Origin of the sequence: Nonomuraea sp. NPDC048882 (assembly GCF_040649755.1) — a bacterium.
GTDB classification, from domain to species: domain Bacteria; phylum Actinomycetota; class Actinomycetes; order Streptosporangiales; family Streptosporangiaceae; genus Nonomuraea; species Nonomuraea maheshkhaliensis.
Genome location: NZ_JBEZGB010000001.1, coordinates 300,600 through 319,235, shown reverse-complemented (window position 1 = coordinate 319,235; position 18,636 = coordinate 300,600). Strand labels below are relative to the sequence as shown.

20 protein-coding genes are annotated in these 18,636 nt (G+C 72.6%); 11 read left to right on the top strand and 9 right to left on the bottom strand.

Going from position 1 to position 18,636, the window contains the following annotated elements:
• The first annotated feature begins 41 nt into the window (after positions 1-41).
• Positions 42-1,688, top strand: coding sequence for an extracellular solute-binding protein (locus AB0C27_RS01390; RefSeq protein WP_357836030.1), 1,647 nt, complete (start codon positions 42-44; stop codon positions 1,686-1,688).
• Between the two features lie 58 nt (positions 1,689-1,746).
• The gene (locus AB0C27_RS01385) at positions 1,747-2,436 is read left to right on the top strand and encodes a hypothetical protein (protein WP_357836027.1); all 690 of its coding nucleotides are present in this window, start codon (positions 1,747-1,749) and stop codon (positions 2,434-2,436) included.
• A gap of 77 nt (positions 2,437-2,513) precedes the next feature.
• On the opposite strand, the gene AB0C27_RS01380 is transcribed toward AB0C27_RS01385, so the two are convergent.
• The 5 genes from AB0C27_RS01380 to AB0C27_RS01360 all read right to left on the bottom strand — a co-directional run bounded on the left by AB0C27_RS01380 (position 2,514) and on the right by AB0C27_RS01360 (position 7,358).
• Positions 2,514-4,550, bottom strand: coding sequence for an alpha-glucuronidase (locus tag AB0C27_RS01380; protein WP_357836025.1), 2,037 nt, complete (start codon positions 4,548-4,550; stop codon positions 2,514-2,516).
• Between the two features lie 67 nt (positions 4,551-4,617).
• Complete coding sequence (locus AB0C27_RS01375; protein ID WP_357836022.1) at positions 4,618-5,250, bottom strand: response regulator transcription factor; 633 nt, start codon at positions 5,248-5,250, stop codon at positions 4,618-4,620.
• Entirely contained in the window at positions 5,247-6,389 is a 1,143-nt protein-coding gene (locus AB0C27_RS01370) for a histidine kinase (protein WP_357836019.1), read from the bottom strand. The genes AB0C27_RS01375 and AB0C27_RS01370 overlap by 4 nt, the downstream gene beginning before the upstream one ends.
• A 3-nt stretch (positions 6,390-6,392) precedes the next feature.
• Positions 6,393-6,563, bottom strand: a complete 171-nt coding sequence (locus AB0C27_RS01365; protein WP_346112398.1) for a hypothetical protein — start codon at positions 6,561-6,563, stop codon at positions 6,393-6,395.
• A gap of 81 nt (positions 6,564-6,644) precedes the next feature.
• On the bottom strand, positions 6,645-7,358 hold the full coding sequence (locus tag AB0C27_RS01360) for a hypothetical protein (protein WP_357836016.1): 714 nt from the start codon (positions 7,356-7,358) through the stop codon (positions 6,645-6,647).
• 152 nt (positions 7,359-7,510) lie between these two features.
• Here AB0C27_RS01360 and AB0C27_RS01355 point away from each other — a divergent pair, with 152 nt between their 5' ends.
• Positions 7,511-8,530 (top strand): LacI family DNA-binding transcriptional regulator, encoded by a 1,020-nt coding sequence (locus AB0C27_RS01355; protein ID WP_357836013.1) that lies wholly within the window; start codon positions 7,511-7,513, stop codon positions 8,528-8,530.
• Positions 8,531-8,542: 12 nt separating this feature from the next.
• On the opposite strand, the gene AB0C27_RS01350 is transcribed toward AB0C27_RS01355, so the two are convergent.
• Together AB0C27_RS01350 and AB0C27_RS01345 are read right to left on the bottom strand one after the other, a co-directional pair.
• Positions 8,543-8,740 carry a ferredoxin gene (locus AB0C27_RS01350; RefSeq protein ID WP_357836010.1) on the bottom strand — a complete coding sequence of 66 codons (198 nt, stop codon included), beginning with the start codon at positions 8,738-8,740 and terminating at the stop codon, positions 8,543-8,545.
• Positions 8,737-9,441 carry a TetR/AcrR family transcriptional regulator gene (locus AB0C27_RS01345; protein ID WP_357836007.1) on the bottom strand — a complete coding sequence of 235 codons (705 nt, stop codon included), beginning with the start codon at positions 9,439-9,441 and terminating at the stop codon, positions 8,737-8,739. The genes AB0C27_RS01350 and AB0C27_RS01345 overlap by 4 nt, the downstream gene beginning before the upstream one ends.
• Positions 9,442-9,740: 299 nt before the next feature.
• Here AB0C27_RS01345 and AB0C27_RS01340 point away from each other — a divergent pair, with 299 nt between their 5' ends.
• Positions 9,741-10,793: a TerC/Alx family metal homeostasis membrane protein gene (locus AB0C27_RS01340; protein WP_357836004.1), complete on the top strand. Its 1,053-nt coding sequence runs from the start codon at positions 9,741-9,743 to the stop codon at positions 10,791-10,793.
• A 28-nt stretch (positions 10,794-10,821) separates the two neighbouring features.
• Here the strand turns inward: AB0C27_RS01340 and AB0C27_RS01335 are convergent, their stop codons facing one another.
• Complete coding sequence (locus AB0C27_RS01335) at positions 10,822-11,391, bottom strand: NUDIX domain-containing protein (RefSeq protein ID WP_357836001.1); 570 nt, start codon at positions 11,389-11,391, stop codon at positions 10,822-10,824.
• Positions 11,392-11,611: 220 nt separating this feature from the next.
• On the opposite strand from AB0C27_RS01335, the gene AB0C27_RS01330 reads away from it, so the two are divergent.
• Positions 11,612-12,250, top strand: a complete 639-nt coding sequence (locus AB0C27_RS01330) for an RNA polymerase sigma factor (protein WP_357835998.1) — start codon at positions 11,612-11,614, stop codon at positions 12,248-12,250.
• Positions 12,251-12,337: 87 nt separating this feature from the next.
• Positions 12,338-12,577, top strand: coding sequence for a zf-HC2 domain-containing protein (locus tag AB0C27_RS01325; RefSeq protein ID WP_346112389.1), 240 nt, complete (start codon positions 12,338-12,340; stop codon positions 12,575-12,577).
• Positions 12,578-12,724: 147 nt separating this feature from the next.
• On the opposite strand, the gene AB0C27_RS01320 is transcribed toward AB0C27_RS01325, so the two are convergent.
• Positions 12,725-12,958 carry a zf-HC2 domain-containing protein gene (locus AB0C27_RS01320; RefSeq protein ID WP_357835994.1) on the bottom strand — a complete coding sequence of 78 codons (234 nt, stop codon included), beginning with the start codon at positions 12,956-12,958 and terminating at the stop codon, positions 12,725-12,727.
• Positions 12,959-13,067: 109 nt separating this feature from the next.
• On the opposite strand from AB0C27_RS01320, the gene egtA reads away from it, so the two are divergent.
• From egtA to egtE, 5 genes are read left to right on the top strand one after another with little or no spacing between them, the layout of a single operon-like run.
• On the top strand, positions 13,068-14,357 hold the full coding sequence (egtA, locus tag AB0C27_RS01315; protein ID WP_357835991.1) for an ergothioneine biosynthesis glutamate--cysteine ligase EgtA: 1,290 nt from the start codon (positions 13,068-13,070) through the stop codon (positions 14,355-14,357).
• Entirely contained in the window at positions 14,354-15,646 is a 1,293-nt protein-coding gene (gene egtB, locus AB0C27_RS01310) for an ergothioneine biosynthesis protein EgtB (RefSeq protein WP_357835988.1), read from the top strand. Before egtA ends, egtB begins: the two co-directional genes overlap by 4 nt.
• A gap of 1 nt (position 15,647) precedes the next feature.
• A complete protein-coding gene (gene egtC / locus AB0C27_RS01305; RefSeq protein WP_357835985.1) occupies positions 15,648-16,355 on the top strand; it encodes an ergothioneine biosynthesis protein EgtC in 708 nt (235 codons plus the stop codon).
• A 19-nt stretch (positions 16,356-16,374) separates the two neighbouring features.
• Positions 16,375-17,355 carry an L-histidine N(alpha)-methyltransferase gene (egtD, locus tag AB0C27_RS01300; RefSeq protein ID WP_357835981.1) on the top strand — a complete coding sequence of 327 codons (981 nt, stop codon included), beginning with the start codon at positions 16,375-16,377 and terminating at the stop codon, positions 17,353-17,355.
• Positions 17,352-18,554 (top strand): ergothioneine biosynthesis PLP-dependent enzyme EgtE, encoded by a 1,203-nt coding sequence (gene egtE / locus AB0C27_RS01295; RefSeq protein ID WP_357835978.1) that lies wholly within the window; start codon positions 17,352-17,354, stop codon positions 18,552-18,554. Before egtD ends, egtE begins: the two co-directional genes overlap by 4 nt.
• Positions 18,555-18,636 lie beyond the last annotated feature (82 nt).

Sequence of the window (18,636 nt, the reverse complement as noted above, 5' to 3'; positions counted from 1 at the left end):
CGCCCCCCACCCAGCAGAATCACGGGAAAGGATCCCCCCACATGCGTGACATCTCGCGGCGTCAGGCGATCATCGGCCTCAGCGCCTTCGCCTCCCTCGCACTGACCGCCTGCGGCAGCGACGGTGAGGCCCCCGCGAAGGGCGCGGACATGTCGGCCAACAAGGCAGGCGCGATGGCGAGCTACGGCGTCGGCCAGCAGTTCAAGGCCACCGAGCCGGTGTCGTTCAGCATGCTCTACAACAACCACCCGTTCTACCCGATCAAGAACGACTGGCTGTTCTGGCAGGAGCTCTCCAAGCGCACCAACGTCACCATCACCCCGACGACGGTGCCGCTCAGCGACTACGAGAAGAAGCGCGCCCTGATCATCGGCGCCGGCGACGCGCCGCTGATCATCCCGAAGACCTACCACCCGCAGGAGGAGGCGTTCGTCGCCTCCGGCGCCGTCCTGCCGGTCAGCGACTACTTCGACCTGATGCCGAACTTCAAGGACCGCGTCGCCAAGTGGCAGCTCCAGCCCGAGCTGAACTCGATCATGCAGTCGGACGGCCGCGTCTACCTGCTGCCCGGCCTGCACCAGAACATCTGGGTCGACTACTCCTTCGCGGTGCGCACCGACATCCTGGACAAGCTCAAGATCGAGATCCCCAAGACCCTCGACGACTTCTACGCCATGCTCAAGGCGATGAAGGCCGAGTATCCCGACCTCTACCCGATGACCGACCGCTGGGGCGTGCCCACGCCGGGCGGCAACATCCTCAAGCTGATCGCCCAGGCGTACGGCACCAAGGGCGGCTGGGAGTACCAGCACGCCATGTGGGACGTCACGGCCGGCAAGTGGGCGTACACGGGAGCGATGCCGCAGTACAAGCAGACGCTGGAGTACCTGAACAAGCTGGTGAAGGAGAAGCTGCTCGACCCCGAGAGCTTCACCCAGCAGGACGACGCGGCCAAGCAGAAGTTCGTCTCCGGCAAGTCCTTCGTGATCAGCACCAACGCGCAGACGCTGATCAACGACTACCGGGGCCCGCTGACCGAGAACATCCCCGAGGCCAAGATCGTCAAGATTCCGGTCCCGCTCGGGCCGATCGGCGAGTACAAGATCGCCACCCGGCTGGAGAACGGCATCATGATCTCCAAGAAGGCCACGGAGAGCAAGAACTTCGTCGCCATGATGCAGTTCATCGACTGGCTCTGGTACTCCGACGCGGGCCAGGAGTTCGGCAAGTGGGGCGTCGAGGGGACGACGTTCACGAAGGACGCCTCGGGCAAGTACAAGCTCGCCAAGGACGTCGACTACGTCGGCCTGAACCCGGGGGCGGCCAAGCACCTGCAGAAGGACTTCGGCTTCGGCAACGGCGTGTTCGCCTACGGCGGCCCGACCGCGCTGCTCGAATCCACCTTCTCCGAGGAGGAGCTGGAGTTCCAGAAGGTGATGAACACCCGCAAGCCGTGGCCGGTCGAGCCGGCGGCGCCGTTCACCGAGGAGGAGCGTGAGCAGGCCTCGCTGTGGGAGACGCCGCTGAAGGACCACGTCACCCAGAACACGCTCAAGTTCATCCTGGGCGAGCGCGACCTCAGCGAGTGGGACGCCTACGTCAAGGAGCTGGAGGCCAAGAACTCGACCTCCTACCTCAACCTCGTCAACACCGCCTACGAGCGCTTCAAGAAGGAGCACGGCAGCTGATCCCGCTATTCTCCGCGAAAGGGCTGAATCGCATGCCCGGCCCTGAAGGAGACGGACGATGAGCGACGTGGGAGCGGCACGGCGGTTCGGCACCGGACCGCTCTCACGGGTCGCCGCGTTCGTCTACACCCTGCTCGTGGTCGAGCTGCTGATCCTGCTCACCGCCGTACCTGGGCTGGTGGCGCTCGTGCTGCTCGACCGGTCCGCGGGCAACGTGCCGCTGGCCGCCGCCTGCCTGCTCCCCGCCGGCCCGGCACTGTCGGCCGCCCTGTACGCGCTGCGTCACCGCAGCCGTGAGCTGGCGGACCTGCGCCCGGCCGGCGCGTTCTGGCGCGGCTACCGGCTCAACTTCGCCGGCGTGCTGAAGATCTGGGCGCCGTGGCTGGCCTGGATGGCCGTCGTGGGCACGAGCGTGGCCAACTTCTCCGCCGCCGGGGTGCCGGGCTGGTGGGCGGTGCTGCTGGTCGCGGTCGCGGCGGGGTCCACGCTCTGGGTGGCCAACGCGCTGGTCATCACGTCGTTGTTCGCGTTCAGGGCGGTGGACGTGGCCCGGCTGGCCGCCTACGCGCTGGGCCGCTTCCCCCGGGCCACCCTGGCCGACGCCTGCCTGCTCGTCGTGGCGGCGGGCGTCACGTTGTTCGCCTCCGAGGTGGCGCTGGCCCTGCTGGCCTCGGTGCTCACGGCGACGCTCCTGTGGAACGCCGGCCCGATGATCACCGAGGTCCAGCAGCGGTTCACCCGTCAGTAGCGGCGGTTCACCGCTCGGCGGCCGTGCGGTCAGGAGACACGGCCGCCGAGCGGTCAGTAGATGCGGCCGCCGAGCGGTCAGTAGATGCGGCGGCCGTGTGCGTCGGGGACGCCCGACTTGCGGAGGAAATAGGTGTTGACCTGGTCGCGCCACTCCTCCGCCGAGCGGACCTGCTCGTCGAGCAGCTCGCTCACCCGCGCGTGCAGGGCCGCGCCGACCGTCTTGCTCCCGTCCAGCTCCGCCCAGCGCGCCCGCATCGCCGCCGCCTGCTCGGCGCCGGCGAAGTGGGTGTCGTAGATGTGCTGGACGACCGTGGTGCCGCTGTGCAGCACGTGCCCGTACGGCACGTGGTGGAAGAAGAGCAGCAGCTCGTCGGGGCACTCGGCCAGTGACTCGTACACCTCCGACCACGGCGCCGGGTACTGGCCGGTGTAGCCGGTGCCCGTGGCGCGGGTGCGGTCCACGCCGATGCCGTCGCGGTCGGCGAAGTGGTACGTGCCCCACTGCGTGTACTCGTACCCGTCCACGTCGGGGCCGTAGTGGTGGCCGGGGCGGACCATGAAGCAGACGCCGAGCGGGGCGGTGTAGCGCTCGTACGTGCGCCAGGAGTCGTCCATCACCGCGTGCAGCGTGTCGCGCAGCGCTTCACTGTCCACCGGGAACGTCAGGCCGATCCACTCGTCCAGGACGGCGGCCGGGCCGAGGCCCGGCTGCCAGGCCAGGCGGCCGAAGGCGTACAGGTTGGCCTGGGCCAGGGGGTGGCCGGTCCAGTAGGGGTCGTCGCCGACGTTGGAGACCGCGACCAGGCCGCCGCTCGTGGTCACGTCCGCCACCGCACGCCCGTCAGGACCCCAGAAGCGGAACCCCAGCACCTCGCTCCACATTGGGGCCAGGTAGCACACGTGCCGCTGCTGGCCGGTGTACTCCTGCGTCACCTGCAGCTCCACCGCCAGCCGCGTGCCCGGCATGGCGGCGATCACCGGCGAGACCGGCTCGCGCGTCTGGAAGTCCAGCGGGCCGTGCTTGACCTGGAGGATCGCGTTGTCCCTGAACTCCCCGTCGAGCGGCGCGAAGTGGTCGTGGGCCGCGCGGGCGCGGTCGGTCGAGCGGTCGCGCCAGTCCTGGCGGTGGTTGTAGACGAAGGCGCGCCAGTGCACGACGCCGCCGTGCGGGGCGAGGGCGTCGGCCAGCACGTTGGCGCCGTCGGCGTGGCTGCGCCCGTACGCGAACGGCCCCGGCTGCCCTTCGGAGTCGGCCTTGACCACGAAACCGCCGAAGTCGGGGATGGCCTTGTAGACGCGGTCGGTCGTGCCCGCCCACCACTCCCGCACCCGCTCGTCCAGCGGGTCGGCGGTGTCCAGCCCGCCGAGCGCGACGGGCGAGGCGAAGTTGACCGACAGATGCACGCGGATGCCGTACGGACGGAACTCCGCCGCGATGGCGGCCACCTCGGCGAGCCGGTCGGTGAGCAGGCGGGCCTCGGTGGCGTGCACGTTGACGTTGTTGATCCCGACCGCGTTGATCCCGGTCGCCGCCAGGAGCCGGGCGTAGACCCGCACCCGGGACAGGTCCTCGTGCAGGACGCCGTCCCGCCAGAAGATCGAGCCGCCCGAGTAGCCGCGCTCGACCTGGCCCATCACCGGATGCACGTCGATGTTGTCCCAATGGTCGAGCATGCGCCGGCGCAGCGCGGGCCGGTGCGGCTCGGCCGGCCGTGGCGCACCGAACGCGGCCTCACCCTGCCTGACCACCTCGAAGAACCCGTACAGCAGGCCCGCCGGGTCGTCGGCCAGCACCACCGTGACACCGTCCTGGCGGGCCAGCAGGAAACCCTCGGCGCCGAGCTCCGGCCCGGCGACCGCCTGCCCGGCGACCTCCTGCGCAGCGGGCGGCAGCGGGCCGGCCGAGGTGAGGGCGAACACCAGGTCGGCCGCCTCTCCCGGAGCCACGACGGCGCCGCCGTGGCGGGCACAGGCGTCGGCCACCTCGATCCGGACAGTTCCGGCCAGTGCCGACTCGTCGGCCACGATGAGCGTGCGGCGCGAGCCGATCGCCAGGAACGCCTCGGGCGGCAGCCAGGCCGGATGGACGCCGGTCAGGTGGGGGATGGTCACGGGGGCTCCTCAGGTCGGGCATGTCCTGACAAATGAATCTACCGGTGCCCACCCCACCGCCCCGGCGTCAGGTGAGCCGGTCGCGGGCGTAGTTCGCGGCCTCGGTGCGGTTGCGTACGCCGATCTTGGCGAAGGCGTTGTTGATGTGCGTCTTGACGGTCGTCCCGGCGATGAACAGGCGGGCGCCGATCTCGGCGTTGCTCAGCCCGCGCGCGATCAGCCGCAGCACCTCCACCTCCCGCGCCGTCAGCCCGTCCGGGCACTCCGTCACCGGCTCGGGCACGCCCCTGGACAGCGCCTCCACCAGCCTCCTGGCCGCGGCGGCGGAGAAGGTGGACTGCCCGGCGACGGCGGAACGCAGCGCGGCCGCGATCTCCGCCCGCCCCGCGTCCTTGGTGAGGTAGCCGCGCGCCCCCGCCAGCAGGGCCGAGTCGACGGACCGGTCGTCGTCGTACGTGGTCAGCACCACCACGGCCACCCCCGGATGGTCGCGCACGATCCGCCTGGTCGCCTCCACGCCGTCCATGACGGGCATGCGCAGGTCCATCAGCACCACGTCCGGCGCCAGCTCCGCCACCAACGCCAGCGCCCGCTCGCCCTGCGCCGCGTCGCCGACCACCTCCACGCCGTCGACCAGCCCGAGCAGGGCCACCAGACCCTCGCGCATCGCCTGCTGGTCGTCCACGACCAGGACTCTCACTCCGGCACCTCCGCCCGTACCTCCCAGAACCCGCCGACCGGCCCGGCGTGCAGCGTCCCGCCCGCCAGCGCGACCCGCTCCCGCATGCCGGACAGCCCGTACCCGGACGCTGCGGGCTCCATGGGATCATCCCCTGTCGGCGGTGAGGCCGGCGGTGAAGCGGGCGGAAGGGGATTGCGGATCGTCAGGCGGACGGCCTGGTCGCCGTATGCCAGGTCGAGCGTGACCGGGTGGCCCGGCGCGTGCTTGGCGGTGTTGGTGAGCGCCTCGCGCGCCGTGCGCAGCAGGCAGACCTCCGCCGCCGGCGTGATCGGGCGGCGCGGGCCCGTCGCCCGCAGCTCGGCCCGTACGTCGTGATCACGGCGATGCTCGGTCACCAGCAGCCTGAGCGCGTCCGGCAGCGGCGGCACGTCCTCGCGCAGCGCCGCCACCGCCGCCCGCGCCTCGACCAGCCCGTCACGGGCGAGCCCGCGCGACCGCCTGATCCTGGCCACCGCCCCCGCCACGTCACCCCGCTCCGTCAGCAGCGCCTCGGCCACGTCGAGCTGCACCCCCAGCGCGCCGAGCGAGTGGGCGAGCACGTCGTGCAGCTCCCTCGCGATGCGGGCGCGCTCGTCCAGCGCCAGCGCCCTGGCCCGGTCCTGCAGCGCGCGCCGGTACTGGCGCCGCTGCGCCGCGAACAGCACCGTGCAGACCACCACCGCCGCCTGCACCGCGATCGAGCGCGACGACTGGCCGAACCAGATCATGTTCCCCGTCATCAGCACGAGATCGGCGGCGGCGACGGCGACGACGGCCTTGACGCTCGGCGTCAGGTGCGCCACGAACAGCAGCAGCATGGCGAACATGAACACCGTGGGCGCCGCCGACTCCGACCCGGTCACCGCCGAGGCCACCGCGGACCCGGCCCCGAGCAGCCCCACGGCCACCCGGGGCCGGCGCCCGTCGAGCAGCACGAACGCCAGCCAGCAGGCCATCGCCACGCCCAGCGCCGACCAGACCGGCACTGGGGCGCGGACCGGCGCGGCGACCACCAGTGACCAGGCCAGCGCGAAGCTGATCAGGACCCTGGCCAGCCGCCCCGTCTCGGGGTCGTCGGCGGCCAGAAGCCGCGCGACCCGCGCCCACACGTCGCGCATGTCCTAGCGGGAGTCCCTCAGGCTGAGAATCATCTCCACCAAGATAAGGCGGAACGCGATGAACCCGGCCACCACCACCAGGCCCACGACGACGAGCGTGATCAGGAATTTTCCGTTCACTTTTCCCCCTGTGGCGTCCAGCAGCCACTTCACCAGTTCGAACCGTTTGTCCATGCCTCGAACGGTAGGAACGGCGGTGGGTGGAGCGGCACCTCCGAAGGGTGGAGCCGCGGGTGGAGCCGGTGCGACCCCCGGCTAGTACCCGGTCTGGTCGGACGCGCTTCCGGGGACGCTGCCGGGGAGCGTCGTCCTGGTGGCGCGCGGTCTCGGCTGCCTGACCAGGGGCGCCAAGGTGGAGACGATCCGCGGCGCCGGGCTGAGGGCCGGTTCCGGCGGCACGTAGCCGCGCTTGCGGGCGGGCCCGGGGCGGCGCGTGGCGGGCGGCGCGGAGGCGCCGGGGGCGTTGGTGGAGGCCGGGCCGGCCGGGCTCACGGTTGTCGAGCCGGAATCGGCCGTCGTGGTGGGGCCGGTTCCCGTGGGGACGGTCGTCGGCGAGGTGGCCGGGCTCGGACGGGACGTCCACCCGTACGGGGACGACGTCGGACGCGTGGTGGGCGCGGCCGGCGCGGTCGGCGCGGTCGGCGCGGACGGACGCGCACTGGAGGCCGCGGGGCGCGGAGTGGCGGCGGCCATCGGCACGCGGACGGCCTCGGGCCGGCGGTCGCGTTCGGAGCCGGGCAAGGGGTCGAGCGTGGTGGAGCCGCCCGGCAGCGTGATCAGGAAACCGGCCAGGGCCAGCTGCAGGACGCCCGCCAGCACGGTGGAGATCCGCAGCACCAGCCCGCGGCGCCGCCTGCGCTCCACGGCCGGGTCGGGGGGCGGGGTCAGCACGGCGTACGCGTTCCAGCCGAGGCCATGCGGCGGGTCCTCCGGGGGGTGGGGCGGGACGGATGCACTTGATCTAGGCATGGATGTCCACGCCGGTCAAGCGGAACCGAAGAAGATCACTGTAGGTGCGGCACCGGGCACGGGCGGCGGCCGTCCGGTCGTGTACCGTTCCATGACGGTCAGGACCGGCTGCGCTATGATCGCAGCGACGACAAGGCTCGCGGCGAGGGACGATGTCGAGCATCAAAGAGGTCGCCCGGCTCGCCGGGGTCTCCGTCGGCACCGTGAGCAACGTGCTCAACCGCCCGGAGCTGGTGGCGCCCGACACCCTGCGCAGGGTGCGCGAGGCGATCGAGCGGCTCGGCTACGTCCGCAACGGCTCCGCCAGGCAGCTGCGCGCGGGCCGCAGCCGCACCATCGGGCTGGTGGCGCTCGACCTGGCTAACCCGTTCGTGATCGACGTGCTGCGCGGCGTCGAGGGCGTGGCCCAGGGCGCCGACCTCACCGTGATGGTCTTCACCAGCAGCAAGGACGCCGGCCGCGAGGCGGGGCTGCTGGAGACGTTCGAGGAGCAGCGGCCGCTCGGCGTGCTGATCACCCCGGTCAACGACCGCGGCGAGGAGGAACGGCTGCGCCGGCTCGTCGCCCGCGGCATCCCGGTGGTGCGCTTCGACAGCTCGGCCGGCTACAGCCAGGGCTGCGCCGTCGCGGTGGACGACGTGCTCGGCGGGCGGCTGGCCGGCCGGCACTTACGCGAGCAGGGGCACCACCGCATCGCCTACGCCGGCGGCCCGTTCACCGTCCGCCAGGTGCGCGAGCGCCACGACGGCCTGGCGAGCGTGCTCGGCCCCGGCGACGCGCTCACCGTGATCCCCCTGCCCGACCTCACCGTCGCCACCGGCAGGCTGGCCGGTCAGGAGATCGCCGGCCTGCCCGCCGCCGAGCGGCCCACAGCGGTCTTCTGTGCCAACGACCTGGTCGCGATCGGGGTGCTGCAGGAGATGACGCAGCGCGGCCTGCGGGTGCCCGAGGATCTGGCCATCATCGGCTACGACGACATCGACTTCGCCGCCGCGGCGGCCGTGCCGCTGTCGTCGATCCGCCAGCCGCGCGAGCAGCTCGGCCACACCGCGGCGCAGCTCCTGCTCGAAGAGGCGAACGAGCCGGCCGGGCACGAGCACCGGCTGGTCGTCTTCCAGCCCGACCTCATCGTCCGCACCTCGACGGCCTCGCCATCGCGCGCGGACCGCTGATTCCGCGGCGGGTCAGGCCGAGCCGGCGTCGATCGCGTGCTCCGGGCAGTTGACCACCGCCAGGCGCGCGTCCCGCTCCTGGCCGGGGGCCACGAGGCCGTCGCCGAGCACTCGCCCGTAGCCCTCGTCGTCCTCGCCGAACAACTCGGGGGCGAGGTCGTAGCAGCGGCCGTGGCCCTGGCAGCGCTCGGGGTCGATGTTCAGTTTCACGCGATCTCCGTCGGGTCGGCGAGCCGCTCAGCGGGCTCGTCCAGGTAGGTTTTCACGAGCCTGCCCACGTTCTCATCAGAAAGCTCGCACGCGGGCCCGTTCTCGGCGGGCCGGTCCAGAGGGGCCAGCCCGGCGATGATCCGGGCCAGCAGCGCGGTCCACTCGGCGTCGTCCACGTGATGCAGCGTCGGCGTGACGACCGCGCTGCCCATCGCGAGCAGCAGGCAGAAGTGGGCCAGCGCGGCGGGCGACAGCCCCGGGTCGATCTCGCGGTCGCCCTGCCCGGCACGCAGCAGGTCGGAGATCCACTCCGCGCGCTCGCTCATGTAGTCGCGCATGGGGCCGGCCACGCTCTCGTCCCTGCGCGCCGCGACCAGCGCCTCCACGATGAGGTAACCGTCGGGGTCGCGGTCGCGGGGCAGGGCGCGGCCGAGGGCCAGGAGCAGGTCCGTGGCCGACCGGTCGGGGTCGGCGGCGAACAGGCTCTCCAGCCGGCGCCGCGCGTGCGCCCGCAACGCGGCCACCAGCAGCTCGGCCTTCGACCCGAAGTGCGCGTAGAGGGCGCCGTTGCTCACGCCCGCCGCCGCCGCGATGTCCGCCACGCGCGTGCCGTCGTAGCCGTGCTCGGCGAAGGCGTCGGCGGCGGCGCGCAGCAGCCGCTCGCGCGTCTCGGCGGCGGTGACCCCAGCGATGCGTCCCATGAAGGAATTTAAAAAGTCGTTCAATTGGCCCGTCAAGCCGCCCGGCCGCCGGCGCGGGCGAAAGCGACGTGACGCCCGGCCCACGCGAGCCTGACGGCAGCACCAGAGTACGCGTGATCGCCGCCGTCCGGGACGGCCGGGGTGTCGCGATGTCCGGATCTCATCTACTCTGAAGCGGCGAGGGGAGTACTTCCCAAGTGCCGACCCGGTCAGTACGGACGTCCCGCGCGTCCCCGGGCGGCCGCCTGATCATGGGTGAAGGAGACCTCGAACGAGAAGTGCGTTCGAGGGAGGTACCCATGTCCGCGGGGACGATTCCGCATGCCATCGCGCTGCCCACCATCGCCTCACCGGCTCTCTGGACCATCACGGTCGCGGCCCTGGTGCTGCTGCTGTCGCTGGACCTGATCCTCACCCGCCGCCCGCGCGAGGAACGGATGCGCGAGGCGGTCGGCTGGTCGGTCTTCTACCTGCTGCTGCCCCTGCTCTTCGGCGTCTACCTGTGGGCCGGCCACGGGGGTGTCGTGGCGGCCGAGTTCTTCACCGGGTTCGTGGTGGAGAAGTCGCTGTCGGTGGACAACCTGTTCGTGTTCATGCTGCTGCTGGCGGCCTTCGCGGTGCCGCAGGCGCTGGCCAGGCGGGTGCTGCTGTACGGCATCGTCGGGGCGCTGGTCCTGCGCGCCGTCTTCATCGGGCTGGGCGCCGCCGCGCTGCAGAGCGGCACGTGGGCGTTCCTGCTGTTCGGCGTGATCCTCATCCTGACCGCCGGCAAGATCCTCAGGGACGTCATGACCGGGCACGAGCAGGAGGTGGACATCTCCTCCATGCGCACGGTCCGGCTGGTACGGCGCTTCGTCGCGGTCACCGAGGACTACCGCGGCTCCCGGCTGGCCGTACGCGAGAAGGGGCGGCTGGCGCTGACCCCGCTGGCGCTGGCGGCGGTGGCGATCCTGGCCACGGACATCGTCTTCGCGGTGGACTCCGTACCGGCCGTGTACGGCGTCACCGAGGACCCGTTCCTGGTGTTCGCCACGAACGCGTTCGCGCTGCTGGGGCTGCGGGCGCTGTACTTCGTGCTCAAGGGCGTGCTGACCAAGCTGCGCCACCTGAACCACGGGCTCAGCGTCATCCTCGCCTTCATCGGGGTCAAGCTGCTGCTGCACTGGGCGCACGGCGTGTGGGCCCAGGTGCCGGAGATCCCGACATTGGCCTCGCTCGGGGTGATCGTCTCCGTCCTGACCGTCGTGACGATCACAAGCCTGCTCGCCAACCGCCGCGACCGCCTGCGGGCCGCTCCAGAGCGGGCGGAGAGCGCGGAGCCGGCACAGGAACCGGTGGGTGATCAACGGTGACAGCCTGAACGGCCCCTCAGCGGGCCCCTCAGTGAGCCGTGCGGGCCTGGAGGAGGTCGGCCAGGAAGTGCAGGAGGGCGGCCGACGTGGTCGCCGAGGTGATCGCCTGCTCCTCGATCAGCCCCTGGACCCGCAGCATCGGCACCCACTCGGCCCGCTCCCGCCCCTCACCGCCGCCGTCCTGGCTCGCGTCGTCGCGGGCCTCGGGGGCGGTCACCGGGGCCGGGGCGGGCTCGGGCTGGTGGGCGGCGAAGACGATGTGCTCGCAGTCGGCGACGTCGCCGGCCGGGCGGATCCGCATCAGCGGCAGCAGCGGCCCCGGCCGCAGGCCCGTCTGCTCCTCGACGTGTCGTGCCGCCGCCTGCTCAGGCTCCTCCTCCGGCCCGATCTCGCCGAGCGGGATCTCCCAGCCCCACGTGCCGGTGATGGGCCGGTGCCGCCACAGCAGCAGCACCCGCCCGCCGTGGAAGACGACCGCCCCGGCGGCACTCGGCGTGCGGATGAAGGGCCGCTCCACGCGCTCACCGCCGGTCAGCTCGACGTCGGCGACCCGGAGATCGACCCCGTTCGCCGCGTAGAGCAGTCTCTCGGACCGCATGCGATGCTCCTCACCCGTTCGCCGGGGCTTATTCCTCCGTCTACCGGTTTGCCCGTTTTTGCGGCAATACGCACCGGGGATGGCTATGCCCCGTCCATCGGGGAAACGTCAGTGGTGGAGTCTAGCCTGAGCGAGTCCTTCCACCGAGGAAGACACCGGACTCCCGGTTTGGTTCTGAGGTGAGAAGTTGTCCCAGCGTCCGACCGGAGGGGGAGCGATCGTGGGGGCTTTCGCGGGCGGGAGGCTGCCACCGGACGACGTCGTCGTCACGGCACTGCGCGCGGGCGACGAGACGATGTTCGCGGCGCTGCTCGACACCTGGTCGAGGGGCATGCTGAGGGTCGCCAGATCCTACGTGTCCACCGACCCGTCCGCCGAGGAGGTCGTACAGGACACGTGGCTGGCGGTGATCGACGGGATCGACCGCTTCGAGGGACGTTCCTCGATCAAGACGTGGGTCTACCGCATCCTGGTCAACACCGCGAAGAAGCGCGGCATGCGCGAGAGCCGCACCCTGCCGTGGAGCGCCTTCGAGGCCGACGGCGTCGCGTTCCCCGACGGAGTGTCGTTCCCCGACGGCGGCGGCTGGGGCGAGCCGGGGGCGGCCTGGCCCTCGCCCGAGGGCGAGGCGCTGGCCGCGGAGGTGCGCGCGCTGACGGCCGAGGCCCTGGGCCGGCTGCCGCCGCGGCAGCGGGTCGTGATCACCCTGCGTGACGTGGAGGGCTACTCCTCCGACGAGGTGTGCGAGATCCTGGAGATCTCCGCGGCCAACCAGCGGGTGCTGCTCCACCGCGCCCGTACGGCGGTGCGCGGCTGGCTGGCCGACTACTACGGCTCGGTCACGCAGGCCGAACAGTAACCGGAACGGCTGACGGCCCCCATCCGGTCCGTTCAGCGGCGACAATAAGTGAAACGGTTCATCTCAGAGACAAGGGCGGTCAACGTCGTGAAGCGGTTCACCTGCGACGAACTGGTGGAACTCCTCACCGCCTACCTTGAAGACGCCCTCGACCGGCCGTCACACGACGGCGTACGGGCACATCTCTCCTGCTGCGAGCACTGCGAGCGCTACTTCGAGCAGTTTCGCGCCACGATCAGGGTCCTGGGCGACCAGCCCCCGGAGAAGCTGCCCACCGGCGTCCGCGACCGGTTGATGTCCGCCTTCCGCGAGCGGCACAGCGGCTGACCGAGGCGGTGGCCCCGCCGATCGGGCCCGCCACGCCTCCATCCACGCCTGCCTCGATCCGCTCCTGCCCGCCACGCCTCCATCCGCTCGTGGTCTCTCGCGCCTTCACGCCCTCCTGCCCGAACGTTCTCCCGCTTCCCGGAGCTCCTACCTGCTGAAGCTGTCGCGCAGCGCGGCCAGCACCGGCGGCGGCACGACGCCGTCACGCAGGCAGCGCAGCGCCGCGATCGTCGCGCGGAGCTGCGCCAGCCAGGCCGCGCACCCCGGGCACGACCCCAGATGCGCCGCCACGCCCGCGCGCCGGCCGGGCGGGAGCGCGTCGTCGAGGTAGTCGGTGAGCGACGCGAGCACCGCGTCGCACTCCGATGGTCCCTGCTCCATAAGAGCTAGTGCCCGGCGGGCCGCATCCGTTACACGGAAATTCGTCTGTAACGATCGCGCGCCTCGCGGATCTGTAGTCGTGACCTGCGTCGCCGGCGAAGGGAAGACGATGATCGGGGTCACGGCCGAGAGCACGCCGCTGCGCGATGCCTCGGAGGTGGCGGACTTCGCGCGCCGCTGTTTCCAGCCCGCCACCTCCGACCGGGTGGGCGTGGAGCTGGAGTTTCTGGTCTTCGACCGGGCCGAGCCCGCCAGGCACGTGGCGCTGGCCGAGGTCGAGGGGTCCCTGCCCGCGCTGCTGCCGGGCGGGAGCCGGGTGACGTTCGAGCCGGGCGGCCAGCTCGAACTGTCGGGTCCCGCGGGCCCGCTGCCCGCCGCGCTCGCCGCCCTGGCCGACGACATGGCCGCCGTAAGGGCGGGGCTGCGCGCGTCCGGGCTGGTCCTGGGCGGGGTGGGCCTCGATCCTGTACGCCCCGCGCGCCGCCAGCTCAACCGCCCCCGCTACGACGCGATGGCCGCCTTCCTCGGGCGGCCGTACGGCGCGCTGATGATGTGCTCGACCGCGTCCATCCAGGTCAACCTGGACCTGGGCGCGCAACCCGCGACCCGGTGGGAGCGCGCGCACGCGCTCGGCCCGGTGCTGCTGGCGGCCTTCGCCAACTCCCCGCTGAGCGGTGGCCGGCCGTGCGGCTGGATGTCGGGCCGCCAGGCCGTGTGGAACAACCTCGACCCCAGCAGGACCGCCCTCGTCCCGGCCGGCGGCGACCCGGCCGCGGACTGGGCCGAATACCTGCTGGACGCCCGGCTCATGCTGGTGCGCGAAGACGAGGAGCGCTACCGCCCCGTTCGCGACGGCTCGACGTTCCGCGACTGGCTGGAGCGCGGCCGGTCGGGGAACGGCCGAGGAGAGGGTCAGCGCCCGCCCACCGCCGAGGACCTCGCCTATCACGCCACCACCCTGTTCCCGCCGGTACGCCCGCGGGGCTGGCTGGAGATCCGCTACCTGGACGCGCAGCACCCGGCGGCCTGGCCGGTGTGCGTGGCGGTGACCCACGCGCTCATCTCCGACGACCGGGCCGCCGACGCCGCGATGGCCGCGGTGGAGCCGTACCTGGAACCGCCGGAAGGAGCGAGAGACCAGGAAACCGGCGCGCAGGTGTGGGAGCGGGCGGCGCGGTGCGGGCTGGCCGACCCGGTGCTGCGCCGGGCGGCCGAGACGTGCTTCCGCGCCGCGCTCGAAGCCCTGCCGCGCCTGGGCGCCGAGCCCGGCCTGGTGGCCGAGGTGGCCGCGTTCGCCGACCGGCACGTGACGACGGGCCGCTCCCCGGCCACCGACCTGATGGAGCCGGGGCCCACGGGCACGCCCTGGCTCGAAGGACCGAACGAAGGATGGCTATGAACGACTTCAAGGAACGCATCGCCGCGCAGCTCATCGCGGTGCGCGACCGTTCCCTCGCCTACACGGAGGCGGAGGACGACCTGCTGATCAAGCAGCACTCCCCGCTCATGTCGCCGCTCGTGTGGGACCTGGCGCACGTCGGCAACTACGAGGAGCTGTGGGTGCTGCGCGAGGCCGGCGGCATCACGCCGCTGCGCCCCGAGATCGACGACATCTACGACGCGTTCAAGACGCCGCGCAAAGACCGCCCCAGCCTGCCGTTCCTCGGCCCCACGGAGGCCCGCCGCTACATCGAGGGCGTCCGCGGCCGGGTGCTCGACGTGCTCGACCGGGTCGACCTGGAGGGCCCGTCGCCGCTGCACCGCGACGGCTTCGTGTTCGGCCTGGTGATCCAGCACGAGCACCAGCACGACGAGACCATGCTGGCCACGCTGCAACTGTCGGGGCAGCCCGGCCTCGTCCGCGAGGGCGAGCTGCCGCCGGGGCGCCCCGGCGGCCCCGACGAGGTCCACGTGCCCGCGGGCCGCTTCCTCATGGGCACCGACACGCTCCCGTGGGCTTACGACAACGAACGACCCGCCACCTGGGTCGACCTGCCCGGCTACTGGATCGACCGGCTCCCCGTCGGCAACGCCGCCTATGCGGCCTTCATCGAGGACGGCGGCTACGACGACCAGCGCTTCTGGACCCCTGAGGGCTGGCAGTGGCGGCAGCGCAAGGGCATCACCGCGCCGCTGTTCTGGACCAAGGACGGCGGCACCTGGCACCGCAGCCGCTTCGGCCGCACGGAGCCGGTCCCGATGGACGAGCCGGTCCAGCACGTCTCCTGGTACGAGGCCGACGCCTACGCCCGCTGGGCCGGCAAGCGGCTGCCCACCGAGGCCGAGTGGGAGAAGGCGTGCGGCTGGGACCAGGAGGCGGGCCGGGCCAGGCGTTACCCGTGGGGCGAGAACGATCCGGGGCCTTCGCTGGCCAACCTGGGCCACCGCGCCGCCCGGCCCGCGCCGCTGGGCGCCTATCCGGGCGGGGCCTCGCCGTACGGGGCCGAGCAGATGGTGGGGGACGTGTGGGAGTGGACCTCCTCCTGGTTCCAGGCGTATCCGGGCTTCCGCAGCTTCCCGTACAAGGAGTACAGCGAGGTGTTCTTCGGCGAGGAATACCGCGTGCTGCGCGGCGGCTCGTGGGCGGCCGATCCGGCGGCGGTGCGGACCACGTTCAGGAACTGGGACTATCCGATCCGCAGGCAGATCTTCACCGGTTTCCGGTGCGCTCGCTCGGAGCTGGTCTGACATGTGCCGGCACGCCGCCTGGCTGGGCGCCGCCCGCCCGCTCTCCTCGCTCATCGACGAGCCCGGGTACGGGCTGCTCAGGCAGTCGTATCAGCCCCGCCGCCAGCGCGCGGGCCTGGTGAACGCCGACGGGTTCGGCATGGGCTGGTACGACCCCGCCCGCCCCGAGCCCGTGCGTTACCGGCGCGCCGTGCCCATCTGGACCGACGCCAACCTGCCCGGCCTGGCCTCGGTGGCCCGCTCGACCTGCCTGCTGGCGGCGGTGCGCTCGGCCACCGTGGGCATGCCGGTCGAGGAGACCGCGACCGCGCCGTTCGCCGACGGCAGGTGGCTGCTCAGCCACAACGGCCGCGTCGCCCGCGACGCGGTCAAGGACCTCGCCGACGGCGCCGAGAGCACCTGCGACGCCGCCTGGGTGGCCGCCGCCGTGTTCCAGCGCGGTCGCGCCGGCGCCGGCCTGGGGGAGGCGCTGGCCGACGTCGTCGTCCGGGCCGGGGAGAAGGACCCCGCCGCCCGGCTCAACCTGCTCGCCTGCGACGGCGCGTCCGTGGTCGCGACCGTCTGGGGCGACACCCTGTTCCTTCGCCAACTCGACGACGGCGTGCTGGTGGCCAGCGAGCCGCTCGACGACCTGCCGGACTGGCGGGCCGTGCCCGAGCGGAGCCTGCTGACCGTCACCGGCGGTGACGTGAACGTCCAGCCGTTGTGATCTCTCTATAGGAGGCCTCGTGCCCGTCAGCCACTCCACCGTGCGTGTGATCAACCATCTCGACCGCGACTACCTGCGCCAGGCGCTCGAACACGACGTCACCAGCGGCCTGACGTCCTCGCCCAAGTGGCTGCCGCCCAAGTGGTTCTACGACGCCGTGGGCAGCGAGCTGTTCTCGAAGATCACCCGGCTGCCCGAGTACTACCCGACCCGGCGCGAGCTGGCCATCCTGCGGGCGCGCTCGGCCGAGATCGTCGCCGCCTGCGGCGCCGACACACTGGTCGAGCTGGGGTCGGGGACCAGCGAGAAGACCGTGCTGCTGCTCGACGCGCTCGCCACGGCGGGCCGGCTGCGCGGCTACACACCGGTGGACGTGGACGCGGTCACCCTGGAGGCCGCGGCGCGGCGGGTGGCCGACCGCTACCCCGGCGTGGACGTGCGCGCGGTGTGCGCCGACTTCGAACGCCACCTGGCGCTGCTGCCACGCGAGGGGCGGCGCATGGTCGCCTTCCTCGGTGGCACGATCGGCAACCTCGAACCGGCCGCCCGCGCGGTTTTCCTGAAGGAGTTGCGGGCCACGATGCGGCCGGGGGACACGTTCCTGCTGGGGGCGGACCTGGTCAAGGACACCGGGCGGCTCGTGGCCGCGTACGACGACGCGGCGGGGGTGACGGCCGAGTTCAACCGGAACGTGCTCCGGGTGATCAACCGCGAGCTGGACGCGGACTTCGAGCCCGAGGCGTTCGAGCACGTGGCCGTCTTCGACGAGCGGCACGAGTGGATCGAGATGCGGCTGCGGGCGACCCGGGCCATGCGGGTGCGGGTCGATGCGCTCGGGCTGGCGGTGTCGTTCGAGGCCGGGGAGGAGATGAGGACCGAGATCAGCGCCAAGTTCCGGCCCGAGGGGCTGCGCGCTGAGCTGACCGCGGCCGGCTTTCGCGTCGGCCGCCGCTACACCGATCCGGCAGGGGACTTCACGCTGGTCCTGGCCGAGGCGTGACGACCTCGCCGGCGATCGGGCACGTCGGCGCGGCGTGGCGGGCGGCACGGAGCGTGACGCCCGCCGGCCTGCTCGACGCGGCCGGCTGCAACGTGCCCAGCGACCGCGTGCTCGACGCCGTCATCGCTCATCTGCGGCGCGAACGCGAGATCGGCGGCTACCGGGCGGCGCCCGACCTGACCGGGGCCCGGACGGACCTGGCCGCGCTGGCCGGCGCGGAGGCCGGTGACGTGGCCTTCCTGGAGAGCGGGACCGAGGCGATGGCGGCGCTGCTGGGCGGCTGGCGGCTCGGGCCCGGCAGCCGGATCGGGTGCACCCGCGCCGAGTACGGCAGCACGTTCATGCTGCTGCGCCGGCTGGCCGAGCGGCGCGGGTGGCGGCTGATCGAGCTGCCGGTGGACTCCGACGGCCGGCTCGACCCGGACGGGCTGCGCGCCCGCCTGCGGTCCGGGCTGGACCTGGTGGTGCTCTCCCACCTCGGCTCCCACCATGGCGTCGTGCAGCCCGCCGAGGCGGCCGGGGCGCTGTGCCGGGCCGCCGGGGTGCCGTTCGTGCTGGACGTCTGCCAGTCGCTGGGGCACGTGGAGGTGCGGGGGGCGGGGGCGAGCGCGTACGTGGGGACGTCGCGCAAGTGGCTGGCCGGGCCGCGCGGGGTCGGCTTCCTCATCGTCCCCGGCCTCACCGCCACCATGGACACCCCGGCCCCGACCCTCGCCGGCCATGTCTGGAACGACCCTGGCTCACCGTGGGACGAGCAGCCGGAGCCGTGGGGCGCCGTGGGGGATGAGCCTCGGCCTGTGCCGGGAGCGGCTCGGTATGAGACCTCCGAGGCGGCCGTCGCGGCGAGGGTCGGGCTGGGGGTGGCCGTGCGGGAACACCACGAGCTCGGCCCGTCCGTCATCCACGACCACCTGGCCGGACTCGGCCGCACGGCGCGCGGGCTGCTCGACGGGGCGGGTGGCTGGCGGGTCGCGGAGCCGCTGGACGAGCCCTCCGCCCTCGTCACGTTGAAGCCGCCGCCCGACGACACCGCCGTCCGCGCCGCCGCCCGGGCGGCCGAGGCGTCCCTGCTGGTCGGCGTGGTGCCGGTGGCCCGGGCGCCGCTGCACCTGCGCGAGCCGGTGCTGCGCGTCTCCCCGCCTCCCGGCACCCCCGTGGAGACCTTCGAGGCCCTGGCCGGCGTCCTGACCTCCCGCTGAAACGGCCTGCGCTGACCCCCACGAAGGCGCGCCCGGCCTCCATGGACCCGTGCTGACCTCCACGAAGGCGCGCCGGCTCTCC